Consider the following 25,008-nt stretch of genomic DNA (forward strand, 5'->3'; position numbering starts at 1 on the left):
GGGAAAAGATGAGTGGTTCGGGCGCGCGACCGGTGGCATACGGGGTGGTGCCGGCGGACACTACGGAAGACGTACGGATGCGAGGGGCGGGCGTTTCAACACAGGTCGCCGTCCTTCCCGTCGGCAGCCTGGAACAGCACGGGGCGTACCTTCCGTTGGCGACCGACACGCTCGTCGCCTGTGCCGTGGCACGGGAGATCGCCGGCGCGTACCCGGTGCACCTCCTTCCTCCGCTGACGGTGTCCTGCTCGCACGAGCACGCGGCCTGGGCGGGGACCGTCAGCATCTCGGCCCCGACCCTGCACGCGGTGGTCTGCGACATCGCCGAGTCGCTGCGCCGTTCCGGTGTCGAGGCGCTGGTCGTGGTCAACGGGCACGGTGGGAACTACGTGCTGGGCAACGTCGTCCAGGAGGCGTCCGCGCGCGGGGAGCGCATGGGGCTCTTCCCGGCCGCCGAGGACTGGGAGACGGCTCGGCAGCGGGCGGGGGTGACCACCTCGCTGCTGACCGACATGCACGCGGGAGAAATCGAGACGTCGATTCTGCTGCACTCTCACCCCGAATTCGTCCGCCCTGGATACGCGTCCGCCGATTTCACCGCGGACGACCGTCGCCATCTGCTCACCGTGGGAATGTCCGCCTATACCGATTCGGGCGTCATCGGCCGTCCTTCCCTGGGCTCGGCGGAAAAGGGGAAGGAACTGCTGGCGAGCCTGGCGGATTCGTTCGGCGCGCTTTTCGCGCTGCTCACGTCCGTCGACGGCTCCGGCGCGATACGGGAGTAGCCGCGCAGCCCGGTCCACCAGCGGGCGACGAGGACGACGGCGCCGGGCAGGGCGGCGACGAAGCTGAGCACGCCGTACACGACGGCGACGGCCACCCCACTGCTCGCGCCCAGCCCGGCGGCGCCGAACGCCCAGGCGGTGACGCCCTCGCGAGGTCCGAAGCCGCCCACGTTCAGGGGCAGGCCCATGGCGACCAGGGCGAGGACGGCGAGCGGGAGCAGCACCGCGACGGATGCGGCCGAGCCCGCCACCCGGGCCGCCACGACGAACATCGCGAGGTGCCCGGCCAGGACGACGGCCGAGGACAGCGCGACACCGGGGCCGGACCGGCGGGAGAACAGACCCTGCCGTGCCTCGGCGAGGAACCGGCGCACCCCGCCGCCGGGAGCGGAGGCGCGGTTCCCCCGGACGGCGCGGAGCACGGCGAGCGCGGCCGCAGCGGCGAGAGCCACCGGCAGGGCGACGGCGCGGACGTCGGAGCGGACGGGCGACGGCAGGGTCAGCAGCACCGCCGCGCCGGACACCGCGAGCGCGATCTGCCCGGCGACCCGCTCCAGGACGACCGCCTTCACCCCGCGCCGCACATCACCGGCGCTCTGCCCGTGCCGTACCGCCCGGTGCACATCGCCGAGCACGCCGCCGGGCAGCGCCGCGTTGAGGAACAGCGCCCGGTAGTAGTCGGCCACCGCGGCGCCCAGCGGCAGCCGGATGCCCAGGCCCCGGGCCACCAACTGCCAGCGCCACGCGCTGAACACGGTGGTGGCCACACCGATGCCGGAGGCCAGCAACAGCGTCGTCGCGTCGATCCGCCGCAGCCCGTCGAGCAGCACACCGGTACCGAGCCGCCACAGCAGCACGGCGAGGATGGCCGTACCGGCCACCGTGCCCAAGTGGGTTCGGGCCGCACGGGAGTTGACCCGCGCGAACAGGGCACGGGGCGCGAACGCCCGGGGAGGGGGTGCGGGTTCTCCAGCGTGCTGCGGCGACTCGGGGGCGACGGGCTCGGCGGACTCGGAGGCGCCGCGCTCGGCCTGCCCGGAGACGCCGGACCCGCCCGGCGCCGAGGCGCCGGCCGGCACGACTTCACCCGCGGGCAGCTCCAGCAGTGCCGTCGCCACCTCCGGCGGGCGGGTCGTGCCTGTGCCTGGCCCGGCCGGCTCGCTCATGAGGCTGCTCCCGACGACCGGGGCAGGGCCAGCAGGTCGGTGTGGTGGACGACGGCCTCCAGTTCACCGGCCTCGCAGGCGGCCAGGCGCTCGTGGAGGTAGCGCTCGGCGCGCTCGCCCAGGTCGGGCCGCTGTTCGACGGCCGCGCCCACCCAGCCGCGCAGCCACTGCGCGGTCAGCGCGGCCTGCTCCGGGCCCAGCCGCCACGGGCTGGGACGCAGCCGTACCGTCATCCCGCGCGCGGCGAACGCCTCGCGGGCGACGGTGACCGCGTCCGGGCCGAGCAGGCCGGTTCGGCGCTGGTGGTCGTTGAACGCCTCGGTGAGCTCCGCGTCCAGCGGGTCGGGCGGCCCGAGTTCGACCCGTCCGGCCACGGACAGCGTGAGCAGGGCCGGGCAGTCGGCGCCGGCGCACGCGGCGGCGAGGGCGTCGATCTCCTCCGTGGTGAGGACGTCCAGCAGCGCCGAGGCCGTCACCAGGGAGGCCCCGGTCAGCGCGTCCGGGGTGAGCCGGGCGACGTCGCCGCGGCGCGTCTCGACCGAGACCCGGCTGCCGTCTGCGGCGGAGCGCGCGGAGGCGACGGCCGCGAAGTGCAGCAGATACGGGTCGTGGTCGTGCAGGATCCAGTGCTGGGCGCCGTCGAGGCGGGGTGCGAGCCAGCGGCCCATCGAGCCGGTGCCGCAGCCCAGGTCGTGCACGACGAGGCCGCCCTCCCGGCCCGGCAGGTCGGCGAACCGGGCCCGCAGCGGGTCCAGCAGGTCCGCCGCCCGGGCGGCCGCGTCGGCCGGTTCCCGCAGTTGCAGCCACTCCGGCGCGTACCGCGGCGGCTCCTCGCCGCCGTCGTGCTCGCCGTGGGCCCCGTCCGCGTCGTCCGCCCCGTCCCGCAGTCGCAGGGTGGCCCGCTCACCGGGCCGGGCGACGGGCCCGGCACCGGCGATCACACCCGAGGAACCGCCCTGCCCGCCGTGGCCGCCGTGGCCGTCCGGCCCGGCGTCCGCACCGGACGGCTCGCCCGTTCGCCCACCGGCGTCCACACGTGTCTCCTCGCTCCCGGCCGGCCGCGGGTACGCGCCCTCACGGGATCCTGGCTGCGCGGGCAGCCCGCCGGCCACCGTCGTCGTCTCCGTCATGCCACCCTCCCCTGGACCTGCGGAAGCCGGCCGAGGACCCCGGCCAGGCTGCGGGCGGTCGTCGCCCAGCCGTCGAGGGCCGCCCGGCGCCCGCGCGCGGCGGCCTTCAGCCGGCGACGCACGTCGGGTTCGCCGAACCAGCCGCGCAGTTCGGCGGCGAACGCGGCGGGGTCCTCCGGCGGCACCAGGATGCCGGGGACGCCGCCGTCGGGGGCGCGACCGACCGCCTCGGGCACCCCGCCGACATCGGTGGCCAGCACCGGCACACCGCGCGCGAGGGCCTCGGTGACGGCCATGCCGTACGTCTCCGCGTACGAGGTGAGAACCATCAGGTCGGCCGCGGCGTAACTGGCGTCGAGCGCGGCGCCCGCCTGCGGCCCCACCAACCGCAGCCGGTCCTGGAGGCCGTGCTCGCGGATCAGACCGCGCAGGTGGGCCACGTACTCCGGGTCGCCGGTCAGCCCGCCGACGCAGTCACAGCTCCACGGCAGGTCGGTCACCGCGGCCAGCGCCTCCACCAGCCGGTGCTGGCCCTTGCGCGGGGTGACCGCGGCCACGCACAGCAGCCGGGAGACGCCGTCGGTGCCGGGGGCGAGAGGTGCGATGTCGGCGCCGGGTGCGGCGACGTGCACCCGTTCGGGCGCCAGGCCGTGGTGGGAGACGAGGCGGCGGACCGCCCAGTCACTGGTGGCGATCACGGCGGGCACCGCCCGCAGCACCGCACGCTCGCGGGCGTCGAGGTCGGCTGCCACGAGCGGGTCGAGGCCCGTCTCGTCGCCGAGGGGCAGGTGCACCAGCACCGCGAGGCGCAGGCGTTCGGCCTCGGGGACGACGACCTCGGGGACGCCGCAGGCGACCAGGCCGTCCAACAGGACGACGGTGTCGTCCGGCAGTTCCCGCAGGGTGCGGGCGAGCACGTCGCGGTCGGCCCGGCCGGGGCGCGGCCAGCTGCCGGGCACGGCGTGCCGCACGGCCTGCCAGCCGAAGCCGGGCAGGTCGAGGCAGACCCGGCGGTCGTAGGCGTTGCCGCCGCTCGGCGCGGCCTGGTCGTCGACACCGCCCGGCATGACGAAGTGCACGGTGCGCAGGGACATGGGGATGATCCCGGCCTTCTCGGAAGCGGTGGGCTGCGCGGGCACGTAGGCGAGCCGCGCCTTCGCCACGGTCGTCTCGGTCACAGGCCACGCTCGTAGCTCGCCCAGGCGATGTGCGACTCGTGCAGGGTCACCGAGAGGCTCTTCAGGCCCTTGGCGCCCTCGCCGAGCGCGCCCTTGTGGACGCGTTCGGCGAGCCGGTCGGCGATGACCTTGGCGAGGAACTCGGTGGAGGTGTTGATCCCCGCGAACTCGGGTTCGTCGTCGAGGTTGCGGTAGTTCAGTTCGGCGGTGATGGCGCCGAGTTCACGCGTGGCCAGACCGATGTCCACGACGATGTTGTCCTCGTCCAGCTGTTCGCGGCGGAAGGTGGCGTCCACCAGGAACGTGGCGCCGTGCAGTCGCTGCGCGGGCCCGAACACCTCGCCGCGGAAGCTGTGGGCGATCATGATGTGATCGCGGACGGTGATGCTGAACAACGGACGACCCTCCAGGTGCGGCGCGTCTGGTGTCCCCAGCGGTTCCCTGCCGGGGGATGCCGTGTAGTACGGCTCCTGACTTCCCCGTGTTCAGCCCCCTCTCACCCTTTTCTCCGCACCGGCACTCGTCCCCGCGCAGGTCAGGTCGCGGGTCGGGGGTCCTAGCCGTAGGTGATGCGGTGGCACAGGGCCATGATCTCGCCGGAGGCCAGCTTCGGCATCAGGGCGGGCAGCTCCTCGAAGGCGCTCTCCCCGGTGACCAGGGCGTCCAGTGCCGGGTCGGCGAGGAGGTCGAGGGCGAGCGCCATCCGTTCGGCGTAGCCCCGGCCGGCGCGGGCGGCCGGGGAGACGGTGCCGACCTGGCTGGCGCGCACGGTGAGCCGGCGGGAGTGGAAGGCCTCGCCGAGCGGCAGGCTGACCCGCCGGTCGCCGTACCAGCTCATCTCCACGACCGTGCCCTCGGTGGCGAGGAGTTCCAGGGAGCGGTTCAGGCCCGCCTCGGTGGCGCTGGCGTGCACGACGAGGTCGCAGTCGCCGAGGGCGTCCCTCGGGGTGGCGAAGTCGACGCCGAGCGCCCGCGCCGTCTCGGCGCGCGCCGGGTCGGCGTCGACGAGCTGGAGCCGCACGCCGGGGAAGCGGGCGAGCAGCGCGGCCACCGAGCAGCCGACCATGCCGCCGCCGACGACCGCGATCCGGTCGCCGACCAGCGGCGCGGCGTCCCACAGGGCGTTCACCGCGGTCTCCACGGTCCCGGCCAGCACGGCCCGTCCGGCGGGCACCCGCTCGGGTACGACGGTGACGGCGCTCACCGGAACGACGTAACGGCTCTGGTGCGGATACAGGCAGAACACCGTACGGCCGAGGAGGTCGGTGGGGCCCTGCTCCACGACGCCGACGTTCAGGTAGCCGTACTTCACCGGCCCGGGGAAGTCGCCCTCCTGGAACGGGGCCCGCATCACGGCGTGTTGGGACTCGGGCACCCCGCCGCGGAAGACCAGCGTCTCCGTGCCGCGGCTCACTCCGGAGTACAGCGCGCGGACCAGCACCTCGTCCTCGGCCGGCGCCGTGAGGGTGACATCACGGATCTCACCGCGCCCCGGCGAGCGGAGCCAGAACGCGCGGGCCGAGTGGTTCATCGGCATCCTCCTGAACGATCGGGAAGTTGTTCACGTACCGAGATGTGCACAGGCCGCGCACAGTACGCGGCGGTGATCGACTCTGTCACTCGGCCGGAGGAATGTGCGGTGGCCCTGAACAACACGTTTGACGCAAGGCTCCAGCAGGAGACCGCTGTGGGGGCGGGCGTGCAGATCCTGCTGCTGGCCCTGCTCGGCTCGGCGATCGGCATGGGGCCGGCCGGCTGGCTGACGGGACTGGTCTTCGCGTTCGCCACCTGGGCGGTCCTCTCCCGCGCCCTGCACCGCTCCCGGCTCAGCTCCTTCGGCCCCGCCAACCGCGTCACGCTCGGCCGCGCCACGCTGGTCGGTGGGGTGACCGCGCTGGTCGCGGACTCCTTCGAGAGCTCCCCGCCGGTCACGCTGCTGGTCGGCCTGACCGCCGTCGCCCTCCTGCTGGACGGGGTGGACGGCAAGGTGGCCCGCCGCACCGGCACCTCCACCGCGCTCGGGGCCCGCTTCGACATGGAGGTCGACGCGTTCCTGATCCTGGTACTGAGCGTGTACGTGTCCACGCAGCTCGGCCCCTGGGTCCTGCTGATAGGCGGCATGCGCTACGCGTTCGTCGCCGCCGCCCGGGTCGCCCCGTGGCTGAACGCCCCGCTGCCCCCGTCCTTCGCCCGCAAGACGGTCGCCGCGCTCCAGGGCATCTGCCTGCTGCTCGCGGGCGCGGACCTGCTGCCGCACGCGGCCAACCTGGGCATCGTCCTGCTGTCCCTCGGCTCCCTGGTCTGGTCGTTCGGCCGGGACGTGCTGTGGCTGTACGGCAACTCGGGTACGGGAGCGGGAGTCGGGGAGACGGCCGCTGTCGAGCCGCTGGTACGGGAGTTGGAGCTGGCGGTGCGCTGAGCGTATGGCGTCGACTGTCGACCGGGGCCTGCCGACAGCCGGTGGTCGACGGTCGACTGGGGACAATCGACAAACAGCAGCCCGCCGCTCTCACCCCTTCGCCGACGGCGCCCCGGCGGCCAGCGCCCGCCGGACCTCGGCCGCGGGAAACGGAGTGTGCTTGCTCCGGTTGAGCAGCCGGTGGTGGAAGTCGTCCAGGACGATCGCGTGTGGAGCGTGCCGGTCGATGAGCGCGGCGAGCCCCGGCGGAACACTGCGGGGCCGGTTCCCCTCGGTCCACGCGCGCAGGAACGCCCCGGGTTCGACGCCCCCGCGCATCTCGTCGGGCAGGTGGTGGCGGAGCAGGTGGGTGGGGACGTACGAGCCGTCGTACACCAAGTGCGCGCTGAGGAAGGCGCGTTCGGCCTCGGAGAGCTCGAAGTCGCCGCTCAGCGCCAGCCCGAGGTCGGCGAAGTACACCTGCCGGCCGTCGGTGAGCACGTTCCGGAAGTGGGCGTCGAAGTGGACGAGTCCGCGTCCGCTCATGAACTCCGTGCCCTTGCGCAGCGCTTCCTCGGCCCACAGGTAGGCCCATGAGCCGTCCGCCGAGCTGCTGGTCGAGCCGCTGGTCGGACCGTCCGCCGGTCCGGGCCCGGCTGCCTGCCGGGCGTCGTGGAGCCAGTCGGCGAGTGTGTGGGGCACGTGCTCCAGGAACAGGACCAGGCTGAAGGAAGCCGAGCCGATGGCCTCCAGCCGGCGCCGGACAGCCGATGATCCGTCCCAGTGCGCCACGGCTCCCTCGATCCCGCCGAACTCGTCGGCGAAGCCGTCCGGGCGACTGTCCGGCAGGACCCGCCAGTGGTACAGCAGTGGGAACCCCGCGTACGCGCCGCTCAGCACCCAGGTCGTGGTCATGAGGTGCGCGGCCAGTTCACGCCAGGCGCCGAAGCCCGCCGAGCCGACCCCGTACTGGTAGAAGAGGGGAAGCCCGAAGAGGTTGGCAGTCGACCGTATGTGATCGGCCGTGAGCTCCAGGTCGGTGAGCGGCACGCGTTTGACGAAGACACGCAGACCGTCGACCTCCAGCTCGGCCGCCCGGCCGCCGACCCCGGAGCCGAGCCCCCGCGCGCCGGCCACGACGTCTCGCAGCCGGCGATCGCTGAGCAGGCTCAGCCGGGCCCCCACCGCGGCGTGGGCGGACACCCGAGCGACATGCTCCGTCCCGTCGGCCGGCTGCGTCGGCGTTCCCTCTCCCATGGGCCCATCCTCACCGCCACCCGCGGGGCCGCAACCGGTTTGCAACCCTGCCCCCGCAACCGGAGGGGCCCGGACCAGGCACGCACGGTGCCGGTCCGGACCCTGCCCTGTGGCGGGTTACGACCGAGCCGGCTACTACCGGGCCGACCGGCCGCGCACGATCGCGAACGCGGCGGCGGCGAGGCCGAGCACACCGACCACCAGCCCGGCGATCCCGAGACCACGGGCGGTGGAGTCGCTGGAGTCGCTCGACGCGGCGGTGGACTTGGAAGCGCCGTCGGAGTCGCCCTTCGACGCGGTGGGCGCCGCGTTCTCGTCACCGGCGGCCGTCAGCTTCAGGACGGGCGCCGGGTTCTCCGGCTCCTCCCCTCCCGTCGGCGCCTCGATCCAGCGGGCGACCTTGCCGTCGGAGTAGGTCTGCAGCGTCTTGAACATCAACTGGTTCGTGTTGTCGGGAAGTTGGCCGAAGGCGACGTCGAAGTCCTCGAACTGTCCGGCGCCGATCTTCCCGCCGGTCCAGGTGATCTCGGAGACCGCGTCGGTGATGGTGCCGTCGTCGGTCTTGACCGGCGTCTTCAGTTTGGTGCTGGTGACCTTGGCGGTCCAGCCGTCCTGCGGGTGGACGAGGACACCGAGGACGGGGTGGTCGGTGCGCAGGAAGACCTGCACCTTGGTGGTGGAGGCGCTGTCCTCCTCGTTGGGTACGCGGAAGGTCAGTACGCCGTCCGTGGCCCCCTTGGCGTAGCTCTCCGGGTGCACGGTGACGTGCGCGGAGGCGATACCGGCGGCGCCGAGCAGCCCGGCGGCGGCGAGGGCGGTGACGGTCGCGGCACGGCCCAGGGTGACGCGGGCACGGGTGCCGTTGCGGGTGTGTGTGCGGGTCGTGGACATGGGTGAGTGGATCTCCGTACGGGTGAGGTGTGTGGGCTGGTCAGTCCCGGTTCAGACCGTGTACGGGATCGGGAGCGGGGGCCCACGACGACTCACCGCGTGCCGCAGCGCCGGCCGGCGGGGCGGTTCGGGGGCGGCGGGAAGGGGCACGGCGCGCCCGGCGGGGGCGGTCAGCGGGGCATTGCGCCACCAGGCGACGAGCCCGGGCACGAGCGCGACGGTACGCCGCAGCAGCGACCACAGCGCGGCCTCGCCCCGCCGCAGCCACCAGGAGGCGACGAGGGCGGCGAGAAGATGGGCGAGGGTGGCGTACGCGGTCGTGGCATGGGCCGTCGTCGTATGAACCGTCGCGGAATGGAGGTGCGTCGCCGCCCTGCCGTGCCCTGCCACGGCGTGCCCGGCCATGCTGTGCCCGGCCATAGAGGCCATGTGCATGGAGTGAGCACGCCCCGAACCGACCGCGGGGCCCGGGTGCGCCGCCCCGAAGGCGAAGTGCAGCCCAGCCTGCGTGGCGAGCATGGCCGCACAGATGCCGGGCAGCGATCGCTCGCGCAGGCCGAGCGCCCAGCCGAGCCCGAAGACACCGAGGAACGCGACGGCGTCGGCCCCCACCGACGGCATGTCCCCCATGGCCAGCCCGTGCCCGGCAGCGGCGAGCAGCACGCACACCGCGGCGAACACGGCAGCGCGCAGGCTCCTCACGGCCGGGGATGCGCTCATGCTGAGGGATCTTCCCACGGTGGGGGGATACGTGGGGCGCGGATGGGCTGTTCAGTCGCCTACGGCGTGCCACCGATGATGCAAAGTGTCGCCCACGTGCGAGGCGTGCCGGTGATCGCGTCGCCTCGCCGGCCGGCAGGCGCCCTACACGAAGATCCAGTTCCGTTCGACCCGAGCCAGTTTCACGAAACGCGTCGAGTAGCTGCGGGGTCCAGGCGAAGCCCTCGCCCCACTCGTCCGGAGTCGGTCCGGTACACCAGCGGGGTCGGGGCCTCGGGTGCAGCTTCTTGACGTGGTGCACATAGATACGCCGCTTTGGAGCGGTGCCCGTCCAGCGCGGACTTGATGAGGTCCAGCGCCCCGTCGAAGTTCTCCAGCAGCCGCTCGGTGACGACGTAGTCCGTGAGCGCGTGCTGGGCGCTCTCGGGCGTCGTCGCCTCGGCGAGGGACGGCACGAAGTCGGGGTCACCGGCGGCCATGAAGCCGACGCCGGAGGCACCCAACTCCACCAGTCGTACCGAAAACAGGTACCCGTGCGGAACCATTTTCCGGTACGACCAGGAATGAGGTGTCGCAGCCCGCACTAACCCCTTCACGCGCGGTGGAAGACGTCGAGTGGGCCGTAAGCAATCGGCTTGCTGTTGGCCAACTCAGGATGCTTGCCCACGCGGTCCCGGAGGATGCCGACGGTGTCGGGCCACACGGTGAAGTTCCCTCCGTCGCCGACGAGGATGCGCTCCCAGTCCTGGGAAGCCGAAACGCCGGCTCGGTCGATGACAAACCCGCGGCAGTCGGCCGCATCCTGATCGAGCGTGCGCACCAGTGCCGCGACCGCCTCCTCGCGGTCGGGCACGGGGATGTCGGTGAGGCGCAGCGTGATGCTCTGCGTCGCCTCGTCCGTGCGTCGCACAATGCCGGTCAGGGACTGGTCGTAGCCCTTCCAGCAGGTGAACTCGACCTTCGAGTATCGATCGTCAGCCAAGGCAGCGGCCAGGGCCGCGCCATCGCCCATCAGCGGTTCGCGGTTTCCGACCGGCATCTCGCGAAACCCGAAGAGGGCATTGGTCAGCGGGTGCACGGCGGAGAGCCCGGCGTTCTCCAGACGCGTGAGGAGCTGATGGGCTCGCGCGCTGTCCAGCTTCGGCACGTACCAAGTAAAGAAGCCTGCAGCCTTGGGTGGGGTCGTAGCGGGGGCGCTGTCCGGGAACTCCTCCCGGAAAATGCGCCTGGCCTGTTCGTCGGGCACGACGGGGACCGTGTAGTTGTTGGTCCGGATGTGGTCCAGGAACTCCTGCGGCAGGGCAGCGTGGTGACGACGTACGTAGTGCGTAAGATCGACGGGCCAGAGCCAGGTGCCATCCGTCATCAGAGATCCGGAGCCCACAATCCACTCCTCGCCGGTGAGGGCGTCGCGCTCGGCGCCCATCGTGGTGTAGATCTCCAGGGCCGACTCCAGGTAGGCGAGGACACGGTCCTCGTCCCAGGGCCCACTGTCCTGTACGGCGTCTCGCAGAGACGACGCATCGTCCGGCGTGGTGGCCTGGCCGCCGATCTCCCGATAGAAGCCCGCTCGCTTGATCGTTTCCACTCCTGTGAGCCTGCCCTAGTGGGCCATGGGCAGGTAGGTACGCCAGTAGCCATTGTTGCCGATGGTGGGGGTCTGGTTGAGGCCGAGCTGGGGAGAGGTTCCCACCTTGCTCGTGGGCGCCGTCACGGGCACACCGAGCTCGTTGGCGACGGACTGCGCGAGGGGCAGCTCGGGCGGTCTCGCGTCGGCGCCGGAGTAGCAGGAGATGAGGCGCACCAGTTCGCCGTGGTAGTTGGGATTGCTGCGGATCGCGTCCGCGTGTCGCCGCTTCCGCCAGCAGCTCACGATGGACCGCGGCCACGTTCCCGCCCCACACCGCCAGACGGACACGCACATCCGGGGGAACACCGGCCCGCGACGGAGCCCGTGCGGACAGCCGCCCCTCGCACCGAGCCACCGCCACCCAGTTCCACACCGTCCGAAGCGACACACCCAGAGCCCCAGCGACCGCACGCGCGTGCTCAGTGGCCAACTTGCCTCGGGAATCAAGGATCATCAGGCGCGCCACCGCTCCCTCACGCCCACCAGTTGGCCACCGCCGCGACATGTCCTCGCCAGCAGGAACCTGATCGGACACCCTTCACCCCCGGCTGTACCCCGTGCAGGTGGTGGCTGTCCGCCGTGGCTTTATCCATCCCGACACGCCGATGAGGCCCACACGAACGGATGAGGTAGGGCCTGGTTCCCCTGGCGCGCCGAAGAACGGGTATGCGAATGCCCGGTCAGGGGTGCGGCATCGGCTCGATGAGCAGTGCGTCCATGGTCTTGCTGCGATGGGGACGCAACACTTCCAGCCAGGTCACTGAACTGTCCAGGAGACGCCCCATAGATCCGAAGCCGTTCCACCCCAGATCGACGAAATAATGCTCGGCCTGCTGGTCCCGACCGAACAGGCGCCGACCATGCAGCGTCACCTCGCCCAGGTCAACGCCCCGCTGCTCCAATGCGACGAGTGCGCATGCCGCCGCCCGGCGCAGCGGGCTCGTCTCCACCCAGCGCCGCCGTACATGCAGGGCGGCTACAGGGTCCTCGATTTCTGCGTCCTTCAGTCTCAGCGGCGTGAGACTGATCTTGCCCTTCGCCCGCCGGGTGAACAGCTCAATCCGCGCCGGACGGGGCACCAGGCTCTGAAGCCCTTCGAACTCAGGGAGCATGTGGTCCCGTGGCGCAGGCCCGGCTTCCGGGTCCGCGGTCAGAGAGGCAAGGCGCTCGCGAGCCAGGGAGAACGGCTCGCCCTTCCTCCAGAGCAAGAACAGGTCGAAGCCCTCGTCGAGCAGGCTGCTGCGGCCACGGAACTGGAACGACATTCCCCGGGCACGGCCCCTCAGCGCCTGCTTCATCCCCACGTACGAGTCACGCCCGTTGATCGACGCATCCAGCGACTCGCCCAGCCAACGCCTGTCCGTGCCGTGCTCGATGACGACGTCGACATCGTTCGGCTCCAGCGCACCACGCGCGTACGACCCGAAGACATACACCTCGTCCACGAGGCCCAGAGGCCAGCCACCCTGCTCCAAGCGCGTGATCATGTCCTGGAGCAGCCCAGTGGCCCGCTCACGCTTCACCCGGCCACTCCCTCCGCCGCAGCGAAGGCCGCACGGAACTCCTGCGTCGTCACAAACACGGAGCCTGGCACCGCCCGGCGCCTACCATCCTTGAGGGTCTCGGAGATCACCTCCGCCGAAGCCGCCATCCGATCCAGCCGGTAGTCCTCAACCACCGCCGCGAACTCCTCCGGGACCTCACGCCGGTCCACGACTCCCGCGACAGCCACTTGCGGATACAGACCGCCGAACGTCTGAAGCCGCGACCAGCCCAACGACCGTGCCGCCTTGCGCATCGCGGAGCGGATCAGATCCATGCCGCCCAGCGCCTCGGCCTCATCGACAGCCAGGCGCAGCTCGTACGACCCACCGAAGCCACCCCCGCCGGAAGGACACGACCGGCGCAGCAACGGCACAAGAACAGCAACAAGACGCTCATGACGCGGATCACCCGCAAACGAAGGCACCCACCGAGCGTAGCCACACCCCCACTCCCCCAGCCCGGAAACCCACCAACTCCCGCCCCATACAAACGCCAACCACACCCCACACGGCGAAACGACAACGCCCTTCACCAACCAGACGACACCATCAACACCAACCAGCCATAACAACCCGCCCCCAGGCAGTGAAAACCGATGACACCCACCCAATGAAAAACAGACGACGCCCATCAACCAGCCGCAGCTGCGTACCCGGCGGCGGGGTTCGGACAAGGCCGAGCACAGCGCCACCCAGCGTCGGCTGCTGCTGCTCCTGCTGGACAAGCGACAGCAGGTCGCGCACCTGAGTGCGCTCGCGCAGGTGCCGCTGGCGATGTGGCTGTGGTGGGACGGCTACGTGCCCACCCGACAGGCGCAGCGAGCGTGGACGACGTGGGTCGGGCGCGGCCGGCGCAACCAGGAGGTGGCCCGCGAGGGCGCGCTCGGCCTGCTGGAACAGGTCGGATATCAGCTGGCCACGCCGACCGCGCGAGCCCGGTTCGTGCGGATCATCACCGAGCTGGGCAACGGCAAGTCCCTGACGGTGCGCGGGCGGCCCGAGGTGCTGGACGCCGTGCGGGACGTGATGGAGCCGGAGTCGGTGTTCGCCGCCAGCGGCATCGTGCGTGCGCTCGGGCCCGCGCAGACACCGATGACCGTCGAGACGGTCGTCGGCCACGTCGAGGCCCTCAGCACCGCGCTGGGCCGCACCCTAGACGGGAAGGTCGACACCGCGCTGCTGGAACGGGCCAGGGCCGTCCACCGTGCTTCCATGACCGACTACCTCGCCAAGCGCGGAATCCTCGCCGCCGAAGCCGGAGCACTAGCCGACCTCTTCCGCGAGCCCACCCTCGAGGAGCAGTTCGACCAAGCCGGGCACCAGCTTCTGCTCGTCATCGGCATGGTACTTATCCATCGCCGCACCCGGGCGCGCCCGCAGTGATCGCCCTGACAGGGGACACCGTGTCTTCCGGTGATCGTCTTTCTCGACGGCATGGACAGGTATCCCGACGAGTGCATCCACCTACACCGGGCGTCGGCGCGACGTCGAGCGAGCGTCGGGCTACCCGCCGCTTGCCGAGCCCGCCGGGATCCCAAGGAGGAAAACCCGCTGCGGTGCGCACGAGGCTTCGACCTCGCCCGGGAGGCCGCCGACGCCAGCCAGCTCACCGACGAGGACATCGGCCTCGCCAACGTGATCCTCACCCATGGGGCCAGGGCTTGACCTCACCTTCATCGGCTCGTCACGAGGTGTGCTCGTAATTCTGGAGGAGATAATCCTCGATGGACGATTTCTGCGGCTGATCCGGCAGATGCTCAAACGCCACGCTCAGCGGTGCACCACAGGAGGGCGTGGCCAGGACCTGCTGCCGGACAGGCCGGCTACCTGGCCCGCCGCGCCCGCTGCTTCCTGGCGGACCGCCCGCCTGCCGTGCCCATCCTCAGTTGACCTCCCGCACTCTCGCGGCGGTCCGCTCGGCGAGCTCACGGATGCCGTTCACGGCGTTCTCCGAGAGCTCGCCGAGTATGGCGTCGGCGGCCGTGAGGAGGGCACGGGCCTCCTCGGGGCGGCCCGCGTCGGCCAGGGCGAGGATGAGCCGGTAGTGCTCCTCGGCGATGAAGCGGCCGAGGTTGACCTGCTGCCAGTAGCGCAGTGAGTCGTCGCCCGGGGTGGCCAGGGCGTTGCGCACGTCGGCCAGGCTGTCCGCCGCTTGCGGCAGCTGGCCCGCCTCCCGCTCCAGGCGGGCCAGGGTGTGCCGGGCCGCGGCCCGGTCCCATGCCGTCTCCTGAAGGGCTGCGTACAGGCGCTGGGCGCGCAGCGCCTGGGGAAGATCGCCGAGTTCCTCGAAGTCCCGGGCGAGCCTGCTCAGCGGAGCCGTGGCCAGGGTGCGGGGCGCCTCGGGGCGGCGGAGTCTGCTCTGGTCCATAAAGATGTTGTCGAGTTCGCGGATCAGCGTCACCCGCGCGAGGTCCGTCATCCCCTGGTCCCGCGCCAGGTCGGTCCATGTGGAGACCGGCTCATCCGACGGGTCCGTCCCGAACATCGACTCGTCGAGCGTCCGCGCCCACTGTTGCAACTCGTCCGCGCTTGCACCCGGTTGCGGCATACCGCCCAGGCCGCACGCCGTGTCGAAGTCCGTCTCCCGGACCTCAAGCAGCAGCGGCAGATCTCCAGTGTCCCCGCGCAGCCCCACCAGCACGGCCGCGAGCCGCAGTTCGTCCGTCATCGATGACCGTGTCTCGTGCCGCAGCAGATGCCGCAGCAGCTCCAGATCGCCCTCGGCGCGGTCGAACTGCGCGGCCCGCAGGGTGATCCGGCGCCGCACCGGGTCCTCGGCGACTTCACGCCATGCAGTGCGGTCGCCCTCCCGCAGCCAGGCGAGATCGGCGCGGCCCGCCGCGAGCACTGGCTCCCACAGCGGGGGACCGGCCGGGCCTATCCGGTCGTACGCGCACCCCTCATCCGCGTTGAGCAGTACGAAGTCCGGCTCGGTGCGCAGCAGCGCGGCACGCAGCCTGCCCACCAGCTCGACCGGGGAGCGTTTCGGGAAGCCCAGCGCCGCACGGAGCTCGGCACGCTCCTCGTCGATTCCGTAGTACTCACGGATCTCGTCCTCGGTCTCCGCGACGCACGCCAGGATCTTCTCCTCGCCGTCGTCTGGCGACAGACGTGTGTAGCCGCGCCAGCCGGGCAGGCCGATCACGAGCTCCAGGGTCTCGTCGACACTGGAGCCGATGATCCCCGCGGCGCCCTCCGAGGAGGCGTAGAGCACCGAGCCGTCCGCGCACACGAAGTACGTACCGCCGGTATCGTCCCCGGCTACCGTCTCCAGCGGCCCGCCCGAGGCGAGGCGGACCTCCGCGACATGGCCGTGGGCGGCGCGGTCCAGGTCGAAGTCGAAGGGGAAGGCGGCCAGTTCGGCCAGGCGGCGGTCCTGCCGCAGCAGCCATAGCGCGTGATCGGTCATGTCACAGAAAGTAACACCGTGCACTGACAATGGACTCGCGGCCTCTGTGGGAGGCCTTGCGGATAGGGGTGCGGTCATGGTCGACGGTTCGTGCGTTCGCCCCAGCGGTGAGTCGTCCATGCCTGCCGAGGCAAAAAGGCCAGGTCACCTGGCACGGGTGCCTGGACAATAGGCTGCTGCCTCTACCGCCGGGAGCGCTCGGTGGCCCGGATCATCCACACCGCGGCAAACCGTGTGGGCCGAACTGCGGCCGCTTAGGACTGAGGGCGGCGCACCCCTGTAGTGGCCGGACGGCAGACCGCACATGCAGAACAAGAGTGCATGCTGCTGCCGCCATCCCATTCTCACCGGTCGCCGGTTCGCACAGCGGCCGGCCACCGGGCGTCGGCGAGGCCGCGGTCAGACGCAAGGCGCAGTCGTGCCTGGTGGAGGTGGACCCGTACGGTCGCCGGGGCGATCCCCATGTCCCGGGCGATGTCGGCCACGGAGGCACCGGTAGCCCAACGCCAAATCACTTCGCGCATGCGCTTGGGCAGTTGTTGGAAGGCCTTCAGCAGTGCCTCGTTCGCCAGCGACTCCAGCACGCTCTCCTCTGTGCTGCGTCCGACTTCGGCACTGTGGAGTATCTCGCCGGTCGTGACCTCCAGACGGAAGCGACGGGACTTGAAGTGGTCGGCGACCGGGTTACGGGCGATGGTCACCAGCCAGGCTGCGAAGTCGCGCCCCTGCCAGGTGAAGCTATTGATGCGCCGCAATGCTCGCAGGAACGTCTCACTAGTGAGGTCCTCGGCGGTCGCCCTGGAACCAACGCGGTAATAGACATGTCGGTAGACGGTGTCGCAGTACTCGTCGTACAGCCGCCCGAACGCGGACCGGTCACCGTGCTGAGCCCGGTCAACGTCCACACCGGGTTCTGCGACGGCACCAACGGCTACCAGAACGGCCGCTGCATCGCCTCGCACACCGTCGGCTTCGACTGCTCCAGTCTGACCCAGTACGCATACTGGCCCAACGTCAAACTCCCCCGCACGGCCGCCGACCAGTACCGGGCAACCGCCGACCACCCCGTGTCTCGCAGCAACCTCAAAGCGGGCGACCTGCTGTTCTGGGCCCACGGCACCGCCATCTACCACGTCGCCATCTACGCCGGAGACGGCAACGTCCTGCACGCCCCCCGCACCGGCCGCGACGTCTCCCTCGCCCCCCTCACCAGCGCCATGCCCGACTCCGACTACGTCGGCGCCACCCGCCCCTAGAACCCGGCCACGGCGTACTGCGTCTTCCGCCAGGCGGGGACAGGCGCAGTCCCAGCGCACAGCTCTACGTTCAGTCCAGTCGCAAACTGCGGAGCCGCGGCACCATGACCACACCCTCACTGCCTCCCTGGCCCCACTGCGGGAACGGCGCGGACCCGGACACCGACCCGATCGGCTGCCGCGGCATCCAGGTTCCCGGCCACACCGCATGCCTGGCCCACCCTCGCCGACACCGACCGCACCACCTACCTGAGCCGCCTTACCCCTGGCACTGATATCGACCACAGGGGCACCCCCATCACCCGAGACCTGCTGAGAGCCCTTCTCGTCGCCCTCATCGACCCCTCAACTGGCCAACCGCACGTCGGCGTAGCCCGATTCCAGGAGGCCAAGTTCTCCGACGACGTCCGGTTCATCGGGGCCCAGTTCTGCGGCGACGCCTGGTTCCTCGGGGCCCAGTTCTCCGGCGTCGTCCGGTTCTTACATGCGAAGTTCTCCGGTCGCGTCTACTTCAACGGAGCGCAGTTCTCCGGAGCCGCCCACTTCGACCGGGCGCAGTTCTCCAGCCTCGCCCAGTTCGACGAGGCGCGATTCTCCGACGCCGCCCAATTCAGCGGGGCGCAGTTCTCCAGCGACGCCGATTTCGACGGGGCGGAGTTCTTCGGCGCCCCCTGGTTCGTCGGGACGCACTTCTCCGGCGCCGCCCAGTTCAGTGGGGCGCGATTCTCCAGCGACGCCCGGTTCGACGGTGCGCGATTCTCCAGCGACGCCCGGTTCGACGGTGCGCAGTTCTCCAGCGACGCCCGGTTCGACGGTGCGCAGTTCGAAGGCGTGTCGATGTTGGGGCCGCTGGTGTGCGCGCGCCGGGTGAAGTTGTCGGGGGCGGTGTTTGCGCTGCCGGTGACGGTGGAGATAGCTGCCGGGGATGTGGTGTGCGAGCGAACGCGGTGGGAGTCGACGGCAACCGTGCGCTTGCGATACGCGGACGTGGACCTCAGCCATGCGGTCCTCTCCGCTCCGGTAGCGGTGACCGCACACCCGGGCCCCTTTATATCCAGCACCGGGGAGTTTTTGCCGGAGGAACACCTGCTGGCAGACGCGGATCCGGATACGGTGCGAGTGACTTCGGTGCAGGGAGTGGATGCCGCACATCTGGTCCTGACCGACACGGACTTGAGCGACTGCCTTTTCTCGGGAGCCTTCCACCTCGACCAGATCCGCTTGGAAGGCAACACTCCTTTTGCCTCCACCCCCACTGGCTGGCACCTACGCGGCATCCTCCCGATCCGCTGGACGCGTCGACGCACCCTCGCGGAAGAACACCACTGGCGCTCCCGTGGCCGATCCATGGGGCGCGTCCCCTCAACAAGACGTTGGCGACCCGGACCACGCCATCCCAGCGCCCTGCGCCACACCCCCGACCCCGTGGACGTCGCCGCCCTCTACCGGCAGCTACGCAAAGCCTTCGAGGACGGCAAGAACGAGCCCGGCGCCGCCGACTTCTACTACGGCGAGTGCGAGATGCGCCGCCACGATCCCATCACTTCTCAGGGCGAACGCCGCCTGCTGTGGGCGTACTGGCTGCTCTCCGGCTACGGCCTGCGCGCCTCGCGTGCCGTCGCGTGGCTACTCGCCGCGATGAGCCTGACTATCCTGCTGCTCATGAGCTGCGGCCTGCCCACCCACGACCCCGACCCGACCACCACCGGCACCCTCCGCGGCAGCAAGATCAGCCTCCACACCAGCACCCCGGACCCTGCCCTGCACGGCCCATGGGCTCAGCACATGACCTGGGCCCGCGCGGAGAAGGCCACCCGCGTGGCCGTCAACTCGGTCGTCTTCCGCTCCAGCGGGCAGAACCTCACCACCGCCGGCACGTACATCGAGATGGCCTCCCGCCTCTTCGAGCCCACCCTCCTCGCCCTGGCCGCCCTCGCCGTACGCGGCCGCATCAAACGCTGAGCCAACCTCGCGGGGCGTCTGCCCCGGCTACCCGCCGGGGCGCTCCTCCCGTCCCTCTTCCAGCCTGTGGACCTACTTGGCCTTGCTGCGGGTGGTGCTCGCAGCGCTCTGCCGGTGCGCGGCAACTCCCGGCTGGGCCGGCACCGCCATCTTCGCCGGCGGCTTAACCCGCCTGCTGCTGCGCACGGCGCCGTGCGGCCTCCGCGATCGCCATGGTCAGCCGTACCGCCATGGAGACGATCTGCGCTGCCTCCACCGACGCATCGGTGAACGGGTCCCCCGCTCGGTGTCGCCACTGTCGTTCCCCTCGGTCAGCGGGCCCGTCCAGGACCCTTGTTCGGTCCGTCCCCCGGGGCGCTCCGTCTCGTCGGTGCAGACGGCCCCCGACCCGATCCCGTACCGCCCGTGGCCGGTCCCTGCGTACTCGCGGCGGCCCCGGACGGTGATCCGTCTTGCTTGAGCCAGCCGTCCAGACGCCACGACAGTACTTCCGCGGCCGACTGTTGCCGTACCCAATTCCCGCCGGGCCGCCACCGCGCGCAGCACCTCGACCGGATCGTCACCCGCCGCGTCCACCCTCGTCAGCCGCTCCCGCAGTGCAGGCCACGCCGCATCCGCGAGGATCTCCCGGGACCGCTCGGGCAATGCCTGCTGCACCACCCCCGTCATCAGTCGCTCACCCGTCCGCACAGGCTTCCGGCGGCCCGACCGGGCGGGTGCCGCCCGGCGCCGCTGACGGGTAAGGAACCGATCCGCCGGGGGGGACGGATCCGCCCGGGGTGTTCTGGCGGCGGCCTATGCGCGGTAACCGACTGGTCCCGCCGGGTCCGTTGCGTGAGCTCCTGGACCGGTTCCGGCCGCACGAAACGCTCCTCAGCACGGTACTGAGCAGCATCTCCTGAACCCCGCATGCGGCCGACCCCATCACCTCCCACCCCTCGGCCGCACGCGGCCCCCACCCCCTTGCCGTCAAGAGGACTCCCCTTCGGGCGGCACATCGATCTTCGAGGGAAACTCCGGGTCCATCGGGCGGACATCTCACGTACCAAGCCCGTGCATAAGGCGTGCCCTCGTGGCAGCGGGGGGCAGCGTGGCGCCGCCGACGCAGCTGGAAGGCGACGGCTGCTGCGGTCTGCCCGGGGGCCGGCACCCGGATTGCAGGCGGCTGACGTTACTGAGAGATTCCGTCGCACCGGAAAGTGGGATGGTTGAGCCCGGGGACAGCCGTGAGCCGGGCGAAAGCGCGCGGCTGTCCCCGGGCCCAAAGCGGTCACCGGTCCCCTCGGGCTTCCGTGAGCTCCAGGAACGCCGGAGGGGACACGGGCGACCCGTTGCAGGTTGTTCAGGGTGCGCTCGCCGTAACCCACCGTGGTGGTGTTCTTGCCGAAGTAGACCGGGTCGCCCGAGACCAACTCGTAGTCGCCGGCCCGCGCCGGAGGAACGGGAATCTTCGAGTCGGGGGACTAAATCAGCTTCCATGTACGGGACTTGCCCATCTCGTCGAGGGCCGCGCTGTTCAGCCGGAAGCCGTCGTCCTTGAATGCGGTGGCGGCGAAGGTGTCCCACAACTGCGAACCCGGGCCCTCACCTCTGTCGAAGACGGAAGGCCGGAACTTCGGCAGCCGGGAGGGCACTCGCGGCGTCAGGACCTGGGTTCCTCCAGCTTGACGGCAGCGGTGTCCACGCCATGCACTTCAGCGCGTGCTGTGGCGAAGGACTCGTGCTCTTCCACGACTTCACCGTCCACGACTTCCTCTTCCGTCACTCGGTGCGACGGGTCCGCCAGTGGTAGGCCTGCGAGGTGCTTCTTGAGCCTCTTGGCCATCGGAAGGTAGGTCGCGAAGGTGAGCCCGCCGGAGACAGCAGCCCCTACGAGAGGGATGGCCTTCGAGACGGCCTTCGCGAACGACTCCTTCGTCATCTTCACGCCGAGGTAGGCCGCGACCTTCTTCACTATGGGATAGACGACGCCCTTGGTGAGCGCCTTCTGAGGCAGCTTCTTGGCGACCTGTTCCGACATCATCCCCGCGACCTTCCCCACAGCGGCGTTCGCCGACTGGGTGCCGAACATCACGCCGAAGAACAGCGTGAGCACCCCCACGGTCGCGTCATCGACGTCATCGCCCTCGTCGGAGAACAGTTCGGGCCAGCTGTAGAGATAGGCGAGCTTCTGCGCGATGCGCAACATGTGGCCGACATACTGGGCCAAGTCGGCGGGCACCGTGGCGGGCAGGGCGAGGACGCCGGGTATACCGGCTGCGGCGGAGAGAGCGCTGACCTTGGCGGTCTCGTAGCGGATCGAGTCGTTGGCCGCTTTCTCCAGAACGTCGACGGTGATACCAGCCGCCGCGGGAGTCCCTTCGATCGCTCTGCGGACCTCATCCTCGGTGCAGTGGCGCGCCAGCGCCGTCCGGAGATACGCCTCCCGGTGGATACGCACACCGGGGAGCTTGGCCGCCGCCAGCAGCACCGCGAAAAAGCGCGACTCGGGATTCTCGACCTCTTTACCCTGCTTCATGGCAGGAACTTACAGTAACTCCGCGCTCCAGGGGCCGGGATGCACTGACCGTTTCCGTCCTCGCTCTGAGCCGGAGATGAAGGATGGAGACGGCCTGGACAAGGCCGGCGATCCGGGTGGCTGGGCGCCGCAGATCGCGGAGGAGCCCCCAGGATTCGCGTGCCTTCCAGGGCCAGGTACACCTTCGCCGACGCGGTCCGTACCGTGTCAGCGAGGCCGGCTTCCGGCTCACCAGCACTTTGCAGCCCTGACTGTGCCTCACATAAAGTTGCGGGCATCTGATCACACTCGGGGGAGAGATCATGACCGGAGATGACATATCACCGGGCGATGCGGCGCCGACCCGGATGCGCCTGAACCATGCGGCCCCGCTCGATGGCGGTGGAGGCTCTCCGCCCGGCGGCAAGGATCTCGCTTCGAGCCCCGCGGAGAAGAAGAAGGCAGCCGAGGCGATCGAGAGGCACCTGGAACCTGACACCCACAGGGACGGCACCCAGGCGCGTGAGAGCACGGGGGCTGCCGCACGGGAGTTTGAGGGGTGGCTCACCGGACCTGCTCTGAAGACCGCGCGTACGACGTGGAGCGAACAGCTCACGACGCTGATGAACCGCCTCGGCTCGGAGAAGGCCGCGTTGCGCGCCACGAACACGCTGCTGCAGAACACGGACACCGCCATCGAGCTGGGCATCCGCAAGTCCTCCGCGCTCGACTCGTTCTGATCGCATTGGTCCGACCGAACGGCGGGCGCTGGAACAGGAGTTCAGTCATGGTGACGTACTACGAGATCATGGGCACCGACCTGTCCAAGCTCACCACGGCTGCCGACGACTGGGCCGCCATGGCCAAGGACTTCGAGAAGCTCGCGCGGACCTACGAGCAGGAAGTGCACGGCATCTCCCTCGGTCACACGTGGGTGGGTCTGAGTGCCAACGTCGGCTCCGCACGCTTCGACGTGACGTGGAAGGAGTACCAGGGAGCGCAGAGCGAGGCGAAGGCCGTCGCCGAACTGCTCCGGGACGCGCACGCTGAGTTCAGCCGTCTTCGCAAGAAGATCGAGTACGTCCGAGAGGACGCGGTGAAGGCCGGCATGAAGGTGTCCGAGCAAGGCGCCGTCGCCTTCGACACGTCCAAGCTGGATCACAGCGAGTACATGGCCTACGTGCACGATCCTGACTACCAGGAGAGCTCCCGCAAGGCTGCTGCCGGATGGGCCGCGCAACTGGATTCGGCGGTGGCGGCCCTGAACGACGCGGACGAGGGGTTCAAACTCGCTCTCACCTCCGTGATGCGGGACAGCGACCCCTTGGACGGCACGATCGGCGGTTTCAACCGGGAAGCGGGGTCCGACCCGTACCCGTCGCTTGCGGAGAGGGCGAAGGCGCAGCACGTCCCCAAGGGCAAGAAGGCGGTCGCCGAGTGGTGGCGCGGCCTCGATCCGGTCACGCGCGGCATCCTGCTGCAGGAGAAGGGCGACGAGTTGCGGAAGGCGGGGATCATGAGCCCGCTGTACCACTGGCATGCTGCTGACGCGGGGTCCGGAGCCTTCGACACCGAAAAGCCCACGGCCAAGGATCTGTGGTACCTGGCCCGCGCGCAGGGCATCGCGGCCGGCGGCGACGTCAGCGGCGAGAACGCGGCGTCACGCAACATGGAGCATTACCTGAGTGCAACGGGTGAGCCACTGGACCTCGACATCGACCGCATCCTCAAGGACGATCCCGGATTTCGCGACGACGTCTCGGTCCACATCGCCCAGAACCAGGACGCGTGGCGACAGCAAGGGCTCGACGCCTTCGAGAAGGCCGGTGGTGACAAGACGGTCGTCGTGCCGGTGGAGAGCAAGGCGGTCGGTCGCACCTTCCAAAGCGACGAGTGGTTCCACGCGGTCGGCTCCCACCAGCAGAACGTGTCGGGGATGGTCACCGTCACCCCCGGGGTGGACGGCAAGCCCAAGGTTTCGCTCGAATACCAGGCCAACGTGTGGGACCGGTACAACTGGGACGCTGGCAAGTCGACCACCTTCCCCGGAGGCGTGGTGATCCCGGACTCCGAGATGGGACGGTTGCACAAGACCGGACTTGCTCAGGAGTTCGACATGCGAGGCAGTAGTTCCACGTACACGTACGACCTGGGCAGCGATGCGAAACCGACAGTGAACCCGCCGGACCAAGGACGAGAAGGAACCCGCGGCGACGTCTCACGCGGTGACGAGGAGAACCGGTGACGACCAAACGAGGTGCCCTCCTCATCGCGGCAGTGGCAGCCACTTTCCTGTTTTCCGCCTGCTCCGGCCCGGACACGGACGATCGCCGTGTGACCGACGGGAGCACCTCGCGGTGGGACGAGAACGCCGGCGTGCCCGAGGCGTCGGCGTTCATGCACGTGACGGCACCCGAGGGTGCGACCGAGGTCAAGGGAGCCGTGCAGATCAACCCCCAGGAGGACATCTACCTCCTCTCGTTCGTCACCAGCGAGAAGAACGCGGAAGACATCGCGGCGGACCTTCGTCCCGAAGAACCACTGAAAGTGAAGAAGGTCGACTTCGCCCCGGATGGCGAGCTGTTCCGGCACCTTGGGCTGGCCGAGCCGCAAACGCTGAAGGGAGCCCGCTCGGCCGGTGTCTGCCCTCCGTGCGTGAAGGACGATCGCCGCAAGAAGGTGCAGTGGATCGACATCTACGTCCAGACACTCAAGGACGGTCAGGCAAGGGTCTATCTCAAGGCGTTCTGACCTCAGTCTCAGCCGAGCACGGCACCGGGCCCGAGGCGGACGTGGACGGCCGCACCGCACTGACCGTCGCGGGCATCCGGCGAGCAGGGCGCCTGGCTACTGAAGGTGTTGCGCGAGCGGACGTGCGCGGGGCCCTCGGCCGCGGAGTAGTCGTCCTCGCCGGTGAAGTGGCGCTGCAGATCCTTGGAGTCTGGCCCGGGTGTCGCTCGTGTCCGTACGGGCGTAAGGCCCCGTGGGTGCGTCGACACCGAGCCGCACCTCGCCGGACGGGAGCAGCGGCGCGCGATGGCCCTGGCGGCGGTACGGGCCGTCGTCGACACCGAGTACGTATACGAGATCGGCCGGGGCGGCCTCCGCCCTCGTCACCGACGACCATGCTTCAGCTCGACGAACTGCACGGAGAGGGTGCCTTTCCCGGGATGCCCTGCCCGTCC

General features: G+C 70.3%; 24 protein-coding genes and 3 pseudogenes. 10 read left to right on the forward strand and 17 right to left on the reverse strand.

The features are described from left to right. The first annotated feature begins 8 nt into the window (after positions 1-8). Positions 9-785 (forward strand): creatininase family protein, encoded by a 777-nt coding sequence (locus V7E45_RS06295; protein ID WP_443055954.1) that lies wholly within the window; start codon positions 9-11, stop codon positions 783-785. Positions 786-886: 101 nt separating this feature from the next. Here V7E45_RS06295 and V7E45_RS06300 read toward each other — a convergent pair. The 5 genes and pseudogenes from V7E45_RS06300 to V7E45_RS06320 form a co-directional block, all read right to left on the reverse strand. Then, a pseudogene (locus tag V7E45_RS06300) lies at positions 887-1,951 on the reverse strand (lysylphosphatidylglycerol synthase transmembrane domain-containing protein); the annotation flags it as partial. Then, positions 1,948-3,081 carry a methyltransferase domain-containing protein gene (locus tag V7E45_RS06305; RefSeq protein WP_333773075.1) on the reverse strand — a complete coding sequence of 378 codons (1,134 nt, stop codon included), beginning with the start codon at positions 3,079-3,081 and terminating at the stop codon, positions 1,948-1,950. The pseudogene V7E45_RS06300 and the gene V7E45_RS06305, both read right to left, overlap by 4 nt. Further along, positions 3,078-4,259: a glycosyltransferase family 4 protein gene (locus V7E45_RS06310; protein WP_333773076.1), complete on the reverse strand. Its 1,182-nt coding sequence runs from the start codon at positions 4,257-4,259 to the stop codon at positions 3,078-3,080. The genes V7E45_RS06305 and V7E45_RS06310 overlap by 4 nt, the downstream gene beginning before the upstream one ends. Next, entirely contained in the window at positions 4,256-4,654 is a 399-nt protein-coding gene (locus V7E45_RS06315) for a 6-pyruvoyl trahydropterin synthase family protein (RefSeq protein ID WP_333773077.1), read from the reverse strand. Before V7E45_RS06315 ends, V7E45_RS06310 begins: the two co-directional genes overlap by 4 nt. 161 nt (positions 4,655-4,815) lie before the next feature. Then, positions 4,816-5,790, reverse strand: coding sequence for a zinc-dependent alcohol dehydrogenase (locus tag V7E45_RS06320; protein ID WP_333773078.1), 975 nt, complete (start codon positions 5,788-5,790; stop codon positions 4,816-4,818). 108 nt (positions 5,791-5,898) lie between these two features. On the opposite strand from V7E45_RS06320, the gene V7E45_RS06325 reads away from it, so the two are divergent. Next, positions 5,899-6,678: a CDP-alcohol phosphatidyltransferase family protein gene (locus V7E45_RS06325; protein WP_333773079.1), complete on the forward strand. Its 780-nt coding sequence runs from the start codon at positions 5,899-5,901 to the stop codon at positions 6,676-6,678. A 90-nt stretch (positions 6,679-6,768) separates the two neighbouring features. On the opposite strand, the gene V7E45_RS06330 is transcribed toward V7E45_RS06325, so the two are convergent. The 8 genes and pseudogenes from V7E45_RS06330 to V7E45_RS06365 all read right to left on the reverse strand — a co-directional run bounded on the left by V7E45_RS06330 (position 6,769) and on the right by V7E45_RS06365 (position 13,124). Beyond that, entirely contained in the window at positions 6,769-7,914 is a 1,146-nt protein-coding gene (locus tag V7E45_RS06330; RefSeq protein WP_333773080.1) for a protein kinase family protein, read from the reverse strand. Between the two features lie 135 nt (positions 7,915-8,049). Beyond that, on the reverse strand, positions 8,050-8,805 hold the full coding sequence (locus V7E45_RS06335) for a YcnI family protein (RefSeq protein ID WP_333773081.1): 756 nt from the start codon (positions 8,803-8,805) through the stop codon (positions 8,050-8,052). Positions 8,806-8,856: 51 nt separating this feature from the next. Further along, on the reverse strand, positions 8,857-9,525 hold the full coding sequence (locus V7E45_RS06340; protein ID WP_333773082.1) for a hypothetical protein: 669 nt from the start codon (positions 9,523-9,525) through the stop codon (positions 8,857-8,859). A gap of 130 nt (positions 9,526-9,655) precedes the next feature. Further along, a pseudogene (locus tag V7E45_RS06345) lies at positions 9,656-10,004 on the reverse strand (hypothetical protein); the annotation flags it as partial. Between the two features lie 113 nt (positions 10,005-10,117). Then, positions 10,118-11,113, reverse strand: a complete 996-nt coding sequence (locus V7E45_RS06350; protein WP_333773083.1) for a hypothetical protein — start codon at positions 11,111-11,113, stop codon at positions 10,118-10,120. A 15-nt stretch (positions 11,114-11,128) separates the two neighbouring features. Beyond that, the gene (locus V7E45_RS06355; protein WP_333773084.1) at positions 11,129-11,398 is read right to left on the reverse strand and encodes a hypothetical protein; all 270 of its coding nucleotides are present in this window, start codon (positions 11,396-11,398) and stop codon (positions 11,129-11,131) included. A gap of 437 nt (positions 11,399-11,835) precedes the next feature. Further along, positions 11,836-12,678 carry a nucleotidyltransferase domain-containing protein gene (locus V7E45_RS06360; protein WP_333773085.1) on the reverse strand — a complete coding sequence of 281 codons (843 nt, stop codon included), beginning with the start codon at positions 12,676-12,678 and terminating at the stop codon, positions 11,836-11,838. Next, positions 12,675-13,124, reverse strand: coding sequence for a hypothetical protein (locus V7E45_RS06365; protein WP_333773086.1), 450 nt, complete (start codon positions 13,122-13,124; stop codon positions 12,675-12,677). Before V7E45_RS06365 ends, V7E45_RS06360 begins: the two co-directional genes overlap by 4 nt. A gap of 337 nt (positions 13,125-13,461) precedes the next feature. Between V7E45_RS06365 and V7E45_RS06370 the strand changes: the two genes are divergently transcribed. Continuing rightward, on the forward strand, positions 13,462-14,082 hold the full coding sequence (locus V7E45_RS06370; protein ID WP_333773087.1) for a hypothetical protein: 621 nt from the start codon (positions 13,462-13,464) through the stop codon (positions 14,080-14,082). 30 nt (positions 14,083-14,112) lie between these two features. Continuing rightward, the gene (locus V7E45_RS06375) at positions 14,113-14,364 is read left to right on the forward strand and encodes a hypothetical protein (RefSeq protein ID WP_333773113.1); all 252 of its coding nucleotides are present in this window, start codon (positions 14,113-14,115) and stop codon (positions 14,362-14,364) included. 217 nt (positions 14,365-14,581) lie between these two features. Here V7E45_RS06375 and V7E45_RS06380 read toward each other — a convergent pair whose 3' ends face one another. Next, the gene (locus V7E45_RS06380) at positions 14,582-16,108 is read right to left on the reverse strand and encodes a hypothetical protein (RefSeq protein WP_333773088.1); all 1,527 of its coding nucleotides are present in this window, start codon (positions 16,106-16,108) and stop codon (positions 14,582-14,584) included. Between the two features lie 344 nt (positions 16,109-16,452). Further along, the gene (locus V7E45_RS06385; protein ID WP_443055955.1) at positions 16,453-17,013 is read right to left on the reverse strand and encodes a sigma-70 family RNA polymerase sigma factor; all 561 of its coding nucleotides are present in this window, start codon (positions 17,011-17,013) and stop codon (positions 16,453-16,455) included. Here V7E45_RS06385 and V7E45_RS06390 point away from each other — a divergent pair. The 3 genes and pseudogenes from V7E45_RS06390 (at position 16,990) to V7E45_RS06400 (ending at position 19,326) form a co-directional block, all read left to right on the forward strand. Then, the gene (locus V7E45_RS06390; RefSeq protein ID WP_443055956.1) at positions 16,990-17,364 is read left to right on the forward strand and encodes a C40 family peptidase; all 375 of its coding nucleotides are present in this window, start codon (positions 16,990-16,992) and stop codon (positions 17,362-17,364) included. The genes V7E45_RS06385 and V7E45_RS06390 overlap by 24 nt on opposite strands. A 414-nt stretch (positions 17,365-17,778) precedes the next feature. Then, a pseudogene (locus V7E45_RS06395) lies at positions 17,779-18,126 on the forward strand (pentapeptide repeat-containing protein); the annotation flags it as partial. A gap of 663 nt (positions 18,127-18,789) precedes the next feature. Next, positions 18,790-19,326: a hypothetical protein gene (locus V7E45_RS06400; protein WP_333773090.1), complete on the forward strand. Its 537-nt coding sequence runs from the start codon at positions 18,790-18,792 to the stop codon at positions 19,324-19,326. Between the two features lie 1,642 nt (positions 19,327-20,968). Here V7E45_RS06400 and V7E45_RS06405 read toward each other — a convergent pair. Continuing rightward, positions 20,969-21,844, reverse strand: coding sequence for a hypothetical protein (locus tag V7E45_RS06405; RefSeq protein ID WP_333773091.1), 876 nt, complete (start codon positions 21,842-21,844; stop codon positions 20,969-20,971). 302 nt (positions 21,845-22,146) lie between these two features. On the opposite strand from V7E45_RS06405, the gene V7E45_RS06410 reads away from it, so the two are divergent. From V7E45_RS06410 to V7E45_RS06420, 3 genes are read left to right on the forward strand one after another with little or no spacing between them, the layout of a single operon-like run. Beyond that, complete coding sequence (locus tag V7E45_RS06410) at positions 22,147-22,563, forward strand: hypothetical protein (RefSeq protein WP_333773092.1); 417 nt, start codon at positions 22,147-22,149, stop codon at positions 22,561-22,563. Between the two features lie 47 nt (positions 22,564-22,610). Further along, the gene (locus V7E45_RS06415; protein WP_333773093.1) at positions 22,611-24,068 is read left to right on the forward strand and encodes a hypothetical protein; all 1,458 of its coding nucleotides are present in this window, start codon (positions 22,611-22,613) and stop codon (positions 24,066-24,068) included. Further along, complete coding sequence (locus tag V7E45_RS06420; protein WP_333773094.1) at positions 24,065-24,574, forward strand: hypothetical protein; 510 nt, start codon at positions 24,065-24,067, stop codon at positions 24,572-24,574. The genes V7E45_RS06415 and V7E45_RS06420 overlap by 4 nt, the downstream gene beginning before the upstream one ends. Before the next feature lie 8 nt (positions 24,575-24,582). Here the strand turns inward: V7E45_RS06420 and V7E45_RS06425 are convergent, their stop codons facing one another. After that, positions 24,583-24,822: a hypothetical protein gene (locus V7E45_RS06425; protein WP_333773095.1), complete on the reverse strand. Its 240-nt coding sequence runs from the start codon at positions 24,820-24,822 to the stop codon at positions 24,583-24,585. Between the last annotated feature and the right edge of the window lie 186 nt (positions 24,823-25,008).

This window comes from Streptomyces sp. IBSBF 3136, from assembly GCF_036815105.1.
In the GTDB taxonomy this organism is placed as follows: Bacteria; Actinomycetota; Actinomycetes; order Streptomycetales; family Streptomycetaceae; genus Streptomyces.